The sequence below is a fragment of the Ktedonobacter sp. SOSP1-85 genome (assembly GCF_016587415.1).
Lineage (GTDB): Bacteria > Chloroflexota > Ktedonobacteria > Ktedonobacterales > Ktedonobacteraceae > Ktedonobacter.
Map to the genome: position 1 here is coordinate 122,806 of NZ_BNJI01000001.1, position 15,189 is coordinate 137,994.

A 15,189-nucleotide genomic window follows, 5' to 3' on the forward strand; every position below is an offset into this window, starting at 1 on the left:
TAAACCAGGTATGTGGTAACAAGCAGGCCACCAATCATACGAGGAATCTTTCCATGCCAGATCAGAGAAAGGCTCAGCAGTCGAACGCCGACCAGCAGATGTCGTTTCGCAACCGCTGATCATCCAGGACCAGTTCGCGGATCGCGTCTGGGAGCTGGTCACGCTGCCATCGGCACTCGAGCCGCCCGGAGTTCTCACCCTCGCCTTCAGGAGCGGCTGCACGCGCCGCCTTGATGGCGTAGGCCGCAGCACCGAGCTCGTGTGCGGCAACATGCGCCACCACCGCCGCCTGGCCGGCGGCATATGCAGCGTGCCGAGCGGCTCCGCTCAACTCTCTTGCCGCAGCCATGGCATGGCCACCCGCCGCGCGGGACTGAGACATCCTGATCTCGCCTCGCGCCCATGCCCGAGCCTGAGCGATTGCTTGGCGAGGCCGCAGGTCTGAAGGTTGCGCCGACTCGAACAGGTGCAGGACGTGTTCCGCACACGTTGCGGCCCACAGGGCGAGCAGCTGATGGTCGTCGTCTGTGAGCGTCCCCCCGCGGCGGATGGTGATGAAGCGAGGGTCGCGGTCTTTCGGAAGGATCATGGCTACACCCCTTTCAAATTATCAAAAAAGAAGAGGACTGGGGCTGGACGCCGATATGAGATTTGACCTTGCTCATGTCCTCACCAACATTGACATCAGCTCCGATCCAAACTGGCCGGGCTTTTTCTGGATCACGTCTCTACTGTACGACACTGATGCAAGAAGAGAGGGTAGAAAGAAAGAAAGGCGCGTGCGTATGGACAGGAATAGATCTGAGCCTGCTCAATATGCTTGGAGTTCTGTGAGAGAACGAGGAGTGTATCACAAAAAGCCTCAAGTTCGGACTTGAGAGTTTTACATGAAGCTTGGCATCGCTTGACGCACTATCGAGTCGCGGCTTCGGCTGCTGGAATGAGCGTTGGGTCCCCCTTTTTATTTACAACATTTCCTCCTGATACCCTAGATATGGAGTGGCTTCTCAAGTGGCGAGTGGTTGTGTTGCTCACTCTTGGCGCTGATTGCTCACTCTTGACCCAAAAACCGGGTCTTGGTCACTTTCGGTGGAAAAACTCAGCAAAAGATCACGGCAGAAGCCACCCAAGCTCTCTCTTTTCAATTGATGATGAGCTTTTCCACCGAAAATGAACAAGAGCCCAAAAACCTGCTCGCTCTTCACCTTATTTACCAATGGCTTCCTACGCGGAACGTCCGCGCTAACTCAAAATGGCTCTGTGAAGCATATGTTGGCAGCAGGTAGGCCCACTTTTGCGCCAGAAGCATCTGGATGAGATGCACAGCTCTCCAAAGCTGTATTTTCATTAAGTACGCTTCAGGTAAGTCTAGAACTGGCCTGAGCCACTATTCAGACGCAAATGTGGTTTGTGAAGCATATCGTGCTGATGCGCCTGTGAAGCATATCATGGACAAGTTTTGCCACATTATGCTTCAACGTTCAATTGGAACAGAAAGTTGGAATAGGGACATAACCCAAAAAGGGGTAACGCATCGAAGCCTCAAAACAGTGCGCTTGATTACGGAACGACCAACCCTCCGTCAACAGGCAGTGTAACGCCAGTGACATAAGACGCCTCGTCTGAACATAACCAGAGGGCTGCTTGTGCCACTTCTTCAGGCTCAGCCATTCGTCCCATAGGTATTGCACCCGTGAGATAGTGTTCGACCTGTGGATCGGCTACGAGCCATCGCTCCATCATGCTCGTTAATGTAGGACCAGGAGCAATGGCATTGATGCGAATATGCTTTTGCGCATACTCCAGTGCTGCTACTTTCGTGAGCCCAATGACCCCATGTTTGCTCGCGATATAGGCACCGTTTCCTACACCCCCAACTAATCCCCCGACGGAACTCGTATTTACAATCGCTCCCCCTCCACCCGCAAGCATGGCTGGGATCTCATATTTCATGGAAAGGAACACACCTCTAAGGTTGATTGCCTGCACATGGTCAAATTCCTCCTCAGTGATCGAGATCAATGGCTTCGCAATGCCAATGCCAGCATTGTTGAAAGCAATATCGAGCCGTCCGTAGGTCTCAATCGCTTTTCTGACTAAGGTCTCAAGAGAAGTTGCTTCAGCAACATTGGTTCGTACGGCCATCGCCTCACCTCCATCAGCCTTAATCTCCGCTACGATGCTGACGATGTCCTCTTTACTGCGCGCTGCCAGCACGACAGTGGCACCTTCTCTGGCGAAGAGACGTGCCGCAGTTGCCCCAATCCCTCGACTCGCACCAGTGATGATAGCGACTTTCCCCTCCAAACGGCGACACCTGTGTTGTTTCGTTTCACTTGTATTCAGTCTCATCATTATATTTGTATATTAATCCTTTTAGAGCTTTTTTTTGCCTATCTTTTACGTCTTTTCTTCACTGCTCCAATGGGTAAGAGAAGCTCGTCTCCTCAGGCTTCTTCTCCGATTTCTTTGGTTCTCTCCGCAGCTATGGATCTGGATGATTCATAGCTTCTCGATCTTTCATAGATCCTCTCCGTGTTCTGCGTTCCCTTTCTTCACCCTGCCTTTTGCAGGGTCACGGGAACACCATTTAAAATAGCAGTGCCAGAAAGCGGATCAACGTTTGCTTCGTCGGTGAGTACATTCGCGTTGACGCCAGCATGCCTGGTGGCAATCTGCATCTGTATACCAGGGAGATGATGTCCCCACCCATGCGGCAGGCTTACTACTCCTGGCATGATCGCATCGGTTACTTCAATCGGGACAAGAACGCTTCCAGCTCTTGTTGTGAGAGAGGCGATCTCACCGTCAACGAACCCAAGGCGTGTAGCATCAATGGGATGGATATGGAGCAGACAGCGCTCCTTCCCTTTTGTAAGCATCTGGAGATTGTGCATCCAGGAGTTATTAGAGCGCAGGTCGCGTCGCCCGATCAACACTATCTGCCCATTTGCTTTTTCCACATCTTCTAATGAGGCTTGCAGCCGCTTGACATCTTGTACAAGAAGCTGGGGAGCCAGTTCGATCTTGCCGGATGGGGTGCGCAACACCTCAGGGAGGCGTGGCTGCAATGGGCCAAGGTCAATACCATGAGGACGCTTCTCCAGGGCAGCAAGGCTCAAACCTGCGCTCTGGGTGTCAAAGCCATCACCGTAGGGGCCGCTTCTCAGCAGAAAATCGAGCATGCGTTCCGGGCCGCGTCGTGGGGTGAGTGCCTCCAGAATTTCATTTACCGCGCGCCCGTGCAGAGGTGAGCCAGATGTCGCGACTTCGCGTTGGACCATCGCTGTAATAGCCAAATCATCAAGCATATGACTGTCGCGCTGACGGCCTTGACCACTCAAAAGATCCGCCAGACGCAGCAAAACTTCCCACTCCTCTAGCATCCCAGGTTCCCATTCGAGAACGGGCGGTGAGTAATGCGCCACGTTCTGGATAGCCACCTGGTAATCAACGACGGCATAGTGCGAGCGAGCTAGTGCAGACAGTGGCGGAAGAATGACATTGGCATACCGTGTGGTCTCATTGCGATACAAATCAAAGCTCACCATGTATTCCAGCGTGCCAAGCGCCCGTTGGATATGTTGACTGCTGGGGATGCTGAGCGCAGGATTGCCAGCCAGCGTAATCAAGGCCTTGATCTGTCCCTCACCGGGCGTCTCTATTTCCTCCGCCAAACAGGCAACTGGCAACTCTCCGAACACCTCAGGTAACTTCTGAACGCGGCTTTTCCAGCGACCAATCCGCACCCCTTTTCCGCTGCCTGACTGACCCTGCGTGTTGCGTGCTCCCGCTGCGGCTCTGGGAAACATGGCTCCGCCTTCCCTGTCAAGATTGCCCGTCAGAATATTGAGCACATCGATCAACCAACTAGCAAGCGTCCCAAACTCCTGGGTACAGGTTCCCATACGGCCATAGACGACGGCACGGGGCGCTGTGACCAGGGCGCGCGCCAGCGCACGTATGGCCTCTACAGGAATACCACAGAGGGAGGCGACTTTTTCAGGGGTAAAAGGTAGGGCCAGTTGACGAATATGCTCCAGATCATTAAGGTATTCAGTGAGTCTCCCTGGAGCCACCCGCTCTTCAGCAAACAAGATGTGGATGAGTGCAAACAGGAAATGGGCATCACATCCAGGGCGAATAAAGTGATGCTCGTCGGCCTCTTGTGCTGTGTGGGTTCGATAGGGGTCAATCACGACCACTTTGCCTCCCCGTTGACGTAATCGACGCAGGCGGCCCCGCATATCAGGGGCGGTCATAAGGCTTCCATTGGAAACCAGCGGATTTGCGCCGAGTATGAGCAGGTAGTCAGTGCGTTCCACATCGGGAACCGGGATCGAAAGAGGCGTCCCAAACATCAGACCCGCTGCCACCCACTTTGGCATTCCATCAACCGTTGCAGAGCTGAAAATCTGACGAGAACCAAGAGCCTGATAGAACAGAGGCAAATAGAGCAGACTAGAGAGATTGTGGAGATTTGGATTGCCCACATAGAGGGCGATCGCGTCGCGCCCATGCTGTTGAATGAGAGGAGCAAGGCCGTGTTCAATCTCGGTAAAGGCCTCATCCCAGCTCACCGCCATCCATTGATCACCTTTGCGTAGCATTGGTTCGCGAATGCGGTCAGGGTCGGTATTCAGTTCTTTGAGGCTCGCTGCTTTGGGGCAGAGGTAGCCGCGACTCAAGACATCGTTCGCGTCCCCTCGGATGGAGAGAATCTCTCGTTCGCGAGTGACCACTTCTAACCCACAACTCGCTTCGCAAAGCGGGCAAGTGGTGTAGCTCGTTTTTATTGCTGTCACGCATAGCTCCTTTCCCTATGAAGATACAGATGCACCATCTTCTCTTTTGTATGTGCCCCATGCTTGACCAGGGATAGCGTACAGGGGAAATCCTGTGCTGTCTGGCAGCTTTCGGACAAAATGGATCAGGCGATCATGTCCGAAAATAGCGAGTCTTTCTCATCTTTTTCGGATAGAATACAGCTATGGAAACATCCACTCTCTACACTGATTTTGATCTGTGCTACCGCGCTATCTGTAGCCGTGATACTCGTTTCGATGGCCTCTTTTTTGTGGCTGTCACCACCACAGGGATTTACTGCCGACCAATTTGCCCGGCGAACATACCGCTTGCATCGCATATCCGCTTCTATCCCTGCGCTGCGGCGGCAGAAGCAGCGGGGTTTCGTGCCTGTCGGCGTTGCCATCCTGAAGCAAGTCCCGGTTCGCCGGAATGGAACGTACGTGCTGACCTGGTTGCTCGCGCACTCCGTCTCATTGCTGATGGGGTGGTCGATACCGAGGGAGTTGGTGGACTGGCGCAGCGGCTTGCCGTGAGTCCGCGCCACCTTCACCGGGAACTGATTGCGAAAGTTGGTGTTGGTCCACTGGCACTGGCACGGACCCGTCGGGCACAAACTGCCCGCTTACTCATCGACCAGACTGATCTCTCTTTCGCAACCATTGCCTTCACCGCTGGTTTTGCCAGCTTGAGACAATTCAACGAGACCATGCTCACTGCCTTTGGCTTTCCCCCCTCAAAGTTGCGTCGCCGTGCACTTCCGGTAAGCCAAGGGGAAGGAAAGCTGACCCTTCGCTTGCAATATCGCCCCCCGTTGGATGCGGAAGCACTCTTCTGTTATCTTGGACAACGGGCGATTGCGGGAGTAGAAGAAATCAGTGATGGATGCTATCGACGAACGATCGTCCTCCCTCATTCTCGTGGAATCATTGCATTGGAGCCAGCGAAGAAAACCAGCGAGGTCTTGCTCCACCTCCAGCTCTCTGATCTGAGTGACCTGAGTATGCTGGTACAACGCTGTCGACACCTCTTTGATCTGAATGCAGTTCCAACCGCCATCGCCGATGTTTTGAGCGCCGACCCGCTTCTGGCTCCCCTGGTGACTGCTCACCTGGGTCTGCGGGTTCCAGGCACCACCGATGGATTTGAGCTCGCAGTGCGGGCGATTCTGGGGCAGCAAGTATCTGTAGCAGGCGCACAGACGCTGACCGGGCGGCTGGTAGCGGCTCTTGGCACCCCGCTCGAACAGTCGCAAGGAACGCTCTCTTCTTTCTTTCCCTCCCCACAAACCCTGGCACAAGCAGATCTGCAAGGATTGGGGCTTGCGCCCGCTCGCCAGAACGCTTTGCAAGCGCTCGCTCAGGCTGTGGCGTCAGGCAATCTTGTCTTGGACCAGAGCATGGAACGAGAGGAAATCAGGTCATATCTGCTCCAGCTTCCTGGCGTTGGCCCCTGGACTGCGTCCTATATTGCCATGCGCGCACTCGGCGATCCTGATGCCTTCTCGGCGACGGACCCGGGTGTGCGACGAGCGCTTGAACTGCAAGGACTTTCTCCGCATGTGCGAGAGATCGAGCGCCGGGCTGAGGCATGGCGTCCCTGGCGAGCATATGCGACCTATCATTTATGGACGAGTTTGGCAGCCGTTCAGCCTATAAAGGGAGTCACGGTGTTTTGGAGACCTTCTGCGCAGCAAGAACGCAACATGAGGGTTGGATGGTAAAGGAAAGCCGACCCCCATCTGGTAGACGAGGTGATGCCTGATTAACCCGTTCACACAGGATGACTAGGTCTCGGTTGAGCGCCCGGTCATTGAATGGGCGCAGTTCAGCCTGTACCATCGTGGAGTTCTGTGTGATGGTGCCAGGAAGCTGAAAAAACGGCAGCAGACGTTTCCAGGTGGCATGCGCATAGGATGGCGGAAAATACTGATCACGCACCCACATCGCCAGATTCGCCATGGCCACCTTACACACGGTCATAATCTGATCCTTTCGGTTGTCGAGCTCGTACATCGTTCGCGCCTGCTCCTTCAGGTCTTCTAATGCACGAAGGACCTCACATTGCTCTTTGCAGTAGCGTTCTTGTTTGCGGAACTCCGCGTTACACTGTTCATAGGCGTGCCACTCTTTGGCGCGGAGCTGTTCTAACTCGGCATCTGCGATGGCTTTGCGCTCCTTGACCTCTCGTCGCAGCACGTGATTGGCTACCCCTTGCTCTTCCAGCGTGCGTTGATATGCCCAGAGTTCCTGATACGACTCTTTGCTACGGCTCGCTAAGATTTGCCTCAGCCGCTCCCGTCGGCGGCTCGCCAGAGCCTCGCGCTTACCCGCGCTCTGGGCCCACTGCTTGAGGCGGACGATCCGCTGTTCCAGACGGGTTCGTCGTTTCGTCACCTCCGAATTCTCCACGGCAATCTTGGCAAAGCCGTGATTGGTATCCAGTCCAAGCGGTCGCAGATAGTCCTTGATGACATTTTCCTGGGCAGGCCAGCGGTGAATGTAGGTCTGGGCGAGTTCCACTGCATCAATCGTCGGTATCGCTTCAGTCGTCACAATGGGAATCAACTTGGCCGTGGTTGCTTTGGCCGGGGCAGCTGTGGCCTTCCACCCTTCGCGCCACCAGGCTTGCTCCTCCAGGGATAAATCGCCGTCCCAGCGTCGCGGATACTCCGTCTTCTCTGGATCGGGCCGGGTCTCGACTTTTCGGCGCAGGTCACGGATAAGTGCCACCTGTAAACGCAAGGGATCATCGGGATGCTTTTCACGGGGGAGGGTAATGCGCGCCGGAGCGACTTCCCGGATGACCTGCCCGTGGGTGTCCATGCTCAGCGGCTCAAAGGGACCGACATCAGAGAACGAGGACAGATCGCGATACTGGTTGGTTTGCAGGATCGTGACCACGATGCGTCCTTCCGCGTGCAACCGCGCCAGGAATTCGGTCGCCATGCCCTCCCGATCCACAATCATGCGGGCGACATGGCTCGTTTGCACCTGCTGCTCATAGCGCTCCAGGAGCGCGGGGACGCCGGCGGTGAGATGCTGATCTCCTCGATGCGTTGTCACGAAGAGGGGATGGCCCTGCTCATCGTGGAGCAAAAGGAGCGCTCGGCATCCCAGGACGACACTCAGGCGTCCAACCAGCCCACGTGGGAGCAGAACGTCGCTGTAGACCGGCTTGCGGTGGCCGTCGACGTAGCAGGTCAATGCCTGAAGACAGTGCGGGCGTTCGGCTTCTGCTGCGGCTTCCGTCGGATGCCAGAGGTGCGTGGCCCAGGAGCCGAGCATCTCGGTGATGCGTTCGGCACCATCGGCACGGGCAACTTGCGACAAAAACGCTTCGGTATAGCGATAGCCATAGGCGCGCGTTCTCCCGGTGAGCAACGCCAGGCTATCAGCGGTATAGCCACGCAGATCCCAGGTGCGCTGGAGTCCGACTGCTCCCAGAAACAGGAGGGTGAGCACCAGACGTCGGCGCACCGCTGGACTCCCTGCCATAGGAAGGCAGGGAGAATCGGGAGCAGGTGGCAGCGCCTGTTCCAACGGCGTGAGGAGGCCGGTCTCGGTGGCTGCTGCCAGGAGCAGCAAGCCACCAGCCTGTTCGTGATGTCCTGAGGCAATCATGAGGCCTGTTTTTGGCGTTTTTTCTCGTGGCGGTGCCTGGCGGCTCAGGCCGTGAGCGGCACGCACGCGGTTGAGTTGACTGACACTCACGGAGAGCCCAAAGCGTTCAGCCACCAGGCGTTGGACCTCGCTGCTTGCGGCGGTACGGTGGTTCTGGCAATAGTCCAACATCCACGTCAGAACTTCCCCACGAAGCTTCGTGGGGTATCCGTGGCGCCGCTCAGCCAAGGCCTGCTCCCCTTCACGCTCGACTCGCTTGAGCAGCCGATAGACCGTCGTGCGATGCATCGGAACAGGGAGAGTTCGGCGTGCTTCTGTGGCGGTCATTCCCTGCTCCATCTGCCGAACAATCTCTCGCCTAGCTGCTTGGCGTTGGTCTGGTGCCACCGCGCATGGGAGGGGCATCACCTCCATCATCTTCCCTCCGACTTTCCTGTTGCCGTAGCGAATATGTGGTCCGTGCTGGCGGCACGCTACAGGTCTGAAAACCGTATGTGTGGGAAATATGCTCACCATCAGTCACGCCCGAAGGAACACCGGCGCCGCACGAATGAACATGCCCCCTGGTCAGTCATTCCTCCGATCGACTTGCTACTCGGAGGCAAAGTCCATATCAAGGATGTTCTCTGCGTCGGTAAACACCTGATCCTCGGAGGGTGTCTGCATCTCGGCACCAATGAGCAGATGCCTATGGCGAGTAGCGGAGAAGACCATACACCAGTCCGTGCCATCCGCGTTTGACCCCGTTTTGGTTCCATTTGCCCCTGGATAGCTCTGCAAAAATGGCATCATCTAAAATTGGTGCCCAATTGGCTCTACAGGCCGAAAGTTGCTTATGACATATCCTAAATATGTTGTTAGCAAAAAGAGGGGGTTCTGGGGCACTTGTCGCGGCATCGCTTCGTGTGATTTTTCGTACGGTTTATACTTCTGCAACTTACATCTCACATCCTGGACCTCCCTCTACTAGACGCGTAATGTAAGCTTCATTCCTTCAGCAGCGTATCTCCCCTCTCGAACCGACGAATCTTCTTCGTTGTCCAGTTCGAGAGGGCTTCTCTCTTCTCTCCTACAAACAATATTCAATACCCTGAACAGCACACTTCGAGCTTTCTTGAATATCCACTTACCTGGCGAAGCTCCTGTCCAATAAATGCGCCACATCGTCCCAGAGCACCTCGAAGCTTGGAGCGCCTAGTTCAGCCCCGATCAATATCCGGTTATTGCGCACCGCTTCAAAGACGATGCAATAGCCAGCTCCACTCCCAGAGCCAGTCTTGATTCCTATCATCCCCTGGTAGCTTGTGAGCATTTGATTCGTGTTAGACCAATCGTAACGATGGTTATATTGGGTTGGCGGGATATGATATTCCGTCTGACTCACGATGGTGGCAGGAGAGTCAAACAACATTGATCAGAAATAACACGAAGAAGACAAAAAACGACTTGCTGCCGAGATATGGGTAATAAATTTGAATCGCTGCCAGGACATGATTCAGAAAGCCTCTTAACTCATCAGTGTAAAGCGGCCTCTAGCGTCAAGCTACTGCCACGATATGAGTAAGAGCGAGTGTCATAATTTCCATAAAATCGCAGCCAGGATTACCGGACTTCTCAAAAAGCGTCACGGCATGACCAGCTCGTGCAAGATAGGCGGCGGCTGAGAGGCCCGAGAGGCCGCCGCCAACAATGATCACAGGAGGTTGCGTATGTGTATGTGTCGTCATCAAGATGTCCATTTCTCGTTGTGTTCTGTCTGACCGTGCGGCCAGACACTCATTTCATTCAAACCGTATCGAGAGCGGCAGAGAACCATTGCTCTCATCCTCGTGCGAGGGCCATCTGCGTTCTCTTGCTTCACCCCCCTTACACATGAGTCGAAACAGGCGACCTGTTTGTGACAAAGGCTGAGGGTTTCCCGCCAGGGAAGTTGGTTTGTCCGAAAGGTCTTGTTCGTTCTCAACCTTTCTTCCCTCAAGAGAGGACCATCGTGCGCCATTTCGGCGCGCGATGGTCGCGGTGGGTCCCTTCGTTGTGGATCCCAAGCACTCCCAGCGCGCCAGGCTTCATTCTGGCTGGTTTACCGTGCCAGGTCCGACCTCAAAGGGGCTGGAAACCCCTTCATACGCCAGATGAAGGATCATCCCCGCCGCCGCATGATCGAGATTATGACAGTGATCCATCCATATCCCCGGATTATCGGCACGAAAAGCGACTTCATAGCGTTCTCCCGGAGCGACGTTGAGCGTATCAACCCACCAGGGACTTCCTGTGACCGGTCGTCCATTGTAGCTCAGCACCAGCATATGGTGTCCATGCAGATGCATGGGATGATCCATCCAGCTTCGGTTGACAAAGCTCACTTTGACCAGATCTCCTTCATGCACCATCAGCATCGGCGTATTGGGAAACACTTCCCCGTTGATGGGCCACACCGATTCCATTTTGCCATCATAAAAGCCAATCATGTCATCAAGGATCAACGTAAATTCCTTGTCAAAGTGACTTGACAGATCAAATGGCGTCTTCAGCGGGCTCCCATACGTAGCTGGATTGAAGACGGGACCATCTGCCAGCGCAGGGGCGTTCCCTGTCCCGTCTCGGCTCAGGAGTAATCCCACTTTCGAACTCTTTTGCAGCCAATCGAGCGACACTGCCGTATCTGGCATCGTAAATTGAATATCATACCGCCCGCCAGCGGCGACCAGAAGCCGTTGCCTGGTCAGTTCTGTAGGAGCATGCAGATCCGTCCCATCGATAGCAATCACTTTAAAGGAGGTGCCAGAGAGGACAAAATTGATCGGGAGGTTATCGGTATTGATCAGGCGTAAGCGAACAGGAGTCCCCGGCTGTACGGCCAGCCGTTTTAACGTATCGAACGTATCAAATGCCTGCTGAGAGCTTCCCTCCTTTGTTAGCCAGCTATGAGCAAGAACCGGGATATCCTTTCCGGTGAACGAATCGTCTCGTGGGAGCACGATCAACGCGCCAAACAGCCCCTTCTCTACTGCTTCTAAAGAATCTTGATGCGAATGATACCAATAGGTTCCTGGCTGGTCCTTTACCACAAAACGATAGGTAAAGCTCTCTCCCGGCTGAACAGCATTTTGTGTGACCCCAGCAACGCCGTCTTCTGCATTTGGGACATCCAGCCCATGCCAGTGTAGTGTAACTCCTGCATGGGAAAGCCTGTTGATCAGTTTGACTTCCACCAGATCTCCCTGGTGAACCCGCAATTCTGGCCCTGGGAGCTGTCCATTAAAGATCCAGGCATTGACCGTCGCTCCAGAACGTAAGCGCATCTCCGCCTCCTGCGCAACGAGGGTAAAACGCTCATTCGGCTCCCCGCTCTGCGGTCCGACAAGGCTGGTCACAGAAACGTCATTTTGCTGACTATGTTGCATATTGTGACCTGTCATATCGCCCGTCATATTGTCCATCATATTGCCTGTCATCGGGATGCGATCAGGAAGACGACTCGCTTGAGCGGACCAGGAAAACCAGCCGGTCAGGCAGAGAGTTACTACCGCGAGAACAATCACAATGCGTAATGGAAGGTGCCACCATCTCACCCGCGTTTCTGCCAATTGAGGTGTCTTCCTCCCATTGGAGAAGAGAGGTAGCTTCTTTCCAAAGGTAGACCAGAACCAAAGAACAACACAAAAGAGCGCAAACAAGATCAGGAGAAGAGGCAAAGACGAAGGGTCGGTGTATATAAGCGTAAGGTAGGTATCGAGCACAACACCAACGACCGTTATCAGAGTTGGTACCAACAAAGCCGGTGCCGCAGCATCTTGTTTGGCAGGTGACGCTCCATCTTGCGGGAGGTTACGCGACATTCTGCGCAAGAACGGAAACGAGAAAAGGAGAACGGAGAGAGCCGGCAGAACCAGCAATGGGAGGTCCAGAAGCATTCTCTCCTGAGCAAAAATCCAGCCAAAGAGGACCCATTTCGCAACAACAGCCCCCAACTTTATCAGCACAAGCAGTTCAGACAATCCCAACCAGAACAAACTTCTCCGTATTCCCAGCCGTTGCCTCTTCGACGACGCCTGTCTGGGAAGAAGAAAAACCTGAAATCCAGCAATGATCCATACGAGAAGCAGTAGAAAAAGAATGATATCATCAACAAAGTGAATTGATACGTACATATATTCCTCCATACGTGTTCTATTTCATACGTGCGCTACAGCAGCCGTTCAACCTTGCTCTCAGTCTTTTTTCCTATCGAAGCGAGCATTCCTTCTTGCTCTGTATCCAATGTATATCTAGAAACCCCGTCTGAACGATGGTATATTCGGCCCCATCTTCATTTGTGACTCATAGTAGATACAAGTACCCCCTAGAGCAGTATCATGCAGGCACGCTCTCTTCTCTGCACCAACGCAGTACCATTCACAGGCGATTGTTCCTGACCACATCACTGATGTGTTGGAGATATTCTCGTAGCAAGTCAACAAAAGGACATTGAGCCAAGGGCCAGTTCCCTCCTGTACGAATGGGGAGGTAAACGTGTCCTTCAGTTTGAGAAAGCCAGCAGGCGGCGCAACGTTTTCATCATTACCGTTCCTCCTAGCGCACTGCCTGAGGCTGGGCAGATGGTTTGGCAGTGGTCTGTTTGAGCACCACGTAACGAGCACTCAGAATGCTCGTCAGAGCACCAGCTCCCATGCTAACCAGCATGTGCGCAGCCTGGATCAGCCAGTGGAGATTACCGGTGAGAATACCAGAGTGCGTCATACCAAAGATCGGCACGATCAAGGCATAGACTATGCCGACTATGCCCCAGATCCTCAGACTTTTTGTGCTGAGAGCGAGAATACTCATGACCAGCAACGCAAGGGTCAAGAGAAGGCCAAAGAGCAGATGAAAGCCGATGAAGTTTAGCTGGGCAATCCAGAAGGTAAGCCCAAGCGCCAGCGCGGCTAGCCCGGCGAGAGCCGCGATTACTTGGATGATACGTATTGCGATCATGAACTTCTCCTTTTTTCTTTGGTTTATCAGGATGTATTTGCGATCATTCAAAAAAGCCGTGGATCATCACCACTAGAGGACCACTCCCCAGGCTGGCATAGTGGATTTTCACTCCGTTATTATCGGCATAACCATGCTGCACATGCAGTTCAAGATTCTCGACGGTCACTTGTTCCGTTGATGGTTCCATAGATGGATGAACCTTTCTTGTTGCAAACAGTCAGACTACTGCGACACTGCGACTTCTTCCTTCTGTGCAAAGGCTTGCAGACCTTCAAAAGAGCGGGAAAAGTCGGGGATGATCTCATCGAATATCTTCTCAAAGCTCCCAGGGTAGTCCTGGAGAAGCTCTGCCAGTAGATGCCGTTCCGCTGAGGCTTCTCCCACCGCAAGTAAGGTGGCAAGCGTGCGCGCATTGATCACTTCGCGCGGAGAGATCAGCAGTCCATTCATCAGGAAGTTTTTGAGCATGTACGTTTGTCCCTGCATGCCTTTTTGGAGCAATTCCCGATCATGCACCGGGCCATATTTGAGATACAGGTCAAGGTACAATTGAATCAACCTGACGCCGCGCACTGGCGAGGAACCCGTATAGGTCACTCCAGGCGTATTGAGATCAGAGACACTACTGAGCCACCAGGCCGGGGCGATGGTTTCCTGCATGCGTTGGAGTATGTGTCGTTCAAAGCCGGGTTGAGGAGCGCTCTGCTGCTTGTGTAAACACCGCGCCAACGTCTCCGCCTCAATCGCGGCCACGCTCATGCCTTGTCCGTAGATGGGGTCAAAGTTGCAGAAGGCGTCACCCATGACCAGCAGACCAGTGGGCCAATCCTCCATCTGCTCAAAGTGATGGCGCACACATACCGGGATGCGATAGCCGCGCGGATCGTCCAGTGGTTGAGCGTCTTGCAACAGTGAGGGGAGGTATGACCCGATGGCGACGGTAAGTCGTTGCTCAAACGCCTCGGCATCGGTAGGAGGATACTGGCCTCCGATATTGCCGATGATCACGGCGCAGGTGTGGTTCTCAAGGAGCGAGAACGCGGCCCCATCGCTCTGAGAGAACGGTTTGAGCGCGGTACTCCACTCGTGATGCGTGTCTGGCGGGAACTGGTAATAGCGGGTGCTATAGCCAATGGCGGAATGAACCTGCTCATCCTCAGGCAGAGAATAGCCCAGTTCCTGGAGCCAATGAGTGAGTTTGGAGGAACGTCCACTGGCGTCAACAATCAGATCCGCTGCTATAGTTGTTCGCTCATCGAGTTGTCCGTGCTCACGCACGCAGATCCCCGCGATGCGTTTGCGGTCAGATGACGCGACGAGGCCAAGCACGTCTTGATGGGTCAAAAAACGCACGCCTGCCAGCGCCTGCACGCGCTGACGTATTTCCCACTCCAGCAGGGCTCGGCTACACGATGCATCCTTGCCCGTCGCGTTAGGAGCGCTGAGGGCCGTGCGTCCATCCTTGGCAATCAGAAGACTTTTGGTCTGCTCCAGAGAGAAGGCTCCGTGCTCAAGCAAGCCATCAAGAAAACCAGGAAACAGGCGTTCCAGGATCATCTTGCCTCGTGGCAACACCCGATGGAGATGATGGGACTGCGGCGTGCCCGCTCGTGGTCGGGGCGCTACGGGCAACACGTCTCGTTCTACCACCAGCACCTGCTCATAATGCTCCGCAAGAACCCGTGTCGCCAGCAGGCCAGCGATGCCTGCCCCAATCACCACGGCCTGCCGTTGCTTTCCTTGCGTTCCTGTTGTTGTTCCATCCTGCATATCTAGAGCACCT

General features: G+C 54.5%; 12 protein-coding genes. 1 reads left to right on the forward strand and 11 read right to left on the reverse strand.

All coding sequences use genetic code 11. The features are described 5' to 3' along the window. Nucleotides 1-73 precede the first annotated feature (73 nt). From KTE_RS00610 to KTE_RS00620, 3 genes are all read right to left on the reverse strand, one after another. Nucleotides 74-589, reverse strand: coding sequence for a putative immunity protein (locus KTE_RS00610; protein WP_201377284.1), 516 nt, complete (start codon nucleotides 587-589; stop codon nucleotides 74-76). 971 nt (nucleotides 590-1,560) lie between these two features. After that, a complete protein-coding gene (locus KTE_RS00615) occupies nucleotides 1,561-2,307 on the reverse strand; it encodes an SDR family NAD(P)-dependent oxidoreductase (protein WP_236600209.1) in 747 nt (248 codons plus the stop codon). A 248-nt stretch (nucleotides 2,308-2,555) separates the two neighbouring features. After that, nucleotides 2,556-4,805 carry a molybdopterin oxidoreductase family protein gene (locus KTE_RS00620; protein WP_201377288.1) on the reverse strand — a complete coding sequence of 750 codons (2,250 nt, stop codon included), beginning with the start codon at nucleotides 4,803-4,805 and terminating at the stop codon, nucleotides 2,556-2,558. Nucleotides 4,806-4,990: 185 nt separating this feature from the next. Here KTE_RS00620 and KTE_RS00625 point away from each other — a divergent pair, with 185 nt between their 5' ends. Beyond that, nucleotides 4,991-6,529 carry a DNA-3-methyladenine glycosylase 2 gene (locus tag KTE_RS00625; RefSeq protein ID WP_201377290.1) on the forward strand — a complete coding sequence of 513 codons (1,539 nt, stop codon included), beginning with the start codon at nucleotides 4,991-4,993 and terminating at the stop codon, nucleotides 6,527-6,529. On the opposite strand, the gene KTE_RS00630 is transcribed toward KTE_RS00625, so the two are convergent. From KTE_RS00630 to KTE_RS00665, 8 genes are all read right to left on the reverse strand, one after another. Next, nucleotides 6,471-8,756, reverse strand: coding sequence for a hypothetical protein (locus tag KTE_RS00630; RefSeq protein ID WP_201377292.1), 2,286 nt, complete (start codon nucleotides 8,754-8,756; stop codon nucleotides 6,471-6,473). The two genes, KTE_RS00625 and KTE_RS00630, sit on opposite strands and share 59 nt — an antisense overlap. Nucleotides 8,757-9,020: 264 nt before the next feature. Beyond that, the gene (locus KTE_RS00635) at nucleotides 9,021-9,221 is read right to left on the reverse strand and encodes a hypothetical protein (RefSeq protein ID WP_201377294.1); all 201 of its coding nucleotides are present in this window, start codon (nucleotides 9,219-9,221) and stop codon (nucleotides 9,021-9,023) included. Between the two features lie 334 nt (nucleotides 9,222-9,555). Then, nucleotides 9,556-9,840, reverse strand: coding sequence for a hypothetical protein (locus KTE_RS00640; RefSeq protein WP_201377296.1), 285 nt, complete (start codon nucleotides 9,838-9,840; stop codon nucleotides 9,556-9,558). A gap of 127 nt (nucleotides 9,841-9,967) precedes the next feature. Then, entirely contained in the window at nucleotides 9,968-10,156 is a 189-nt protein-coding gene (locus tag KTE_RS00645) for an FAD-dependent oxidoreductase (protein WP_201377298.1), read from the reverse strand. A gap of 339 nt (nucleotides 10,157-10,495) precedes the next feature. Then, nucleotides 10,496-12,580, reverse strand: coding sequence for a multicopper oxidase family protein (locus KTE_RS00650; protein WP_201377300.1), 2,085 nt, complete (start codon nucleotides 12,578-12,580; stop codon nucleotides 10,496-10,498). Between the two features lie 421 nt (nucleotides 12,581-13,001). Continuing rightward, nucleotides 13,002-13,403, reverse strand: a complete 402-nt coding sequence (locus KTE_RS00655) for a hypothetical protein (RefSeq protein ID WP_201377302.1) — start codon at nucleotides 13,401-13,403, stop codon at nucleotides 13,002-13,004. Nucleotides 13,404-13,446: 43 nt separating this feature from the next. After that, the gene (locus tag KTE_RS00660; RefSeq protein ID WP_201377305.1) at nucleotides 13,447-13,593 is read right to left on the reverse strand and encodes a hypothetical protein; all 147 of its coding nucleotides are present in this window, start codon (nucleotides 13,591-13,593) and stop codon (nucleotides 13,447-13,449) included. Nucleotides 13,594-13,628: 35 nt separating this feature from the next. Beyond that, entirely contained in the window at nucleotides 13,629-15,176 is a 1,548-nt protein-coding gene (locus tag KTE_RS00665; RefSeq protein WP_201377308.1) for an NAD(P)/FAD-dependent oxidoreductase, read from the reverse strand. Nucleotides 15,177-15,189 lie beyond the last annotated feature (13 nt).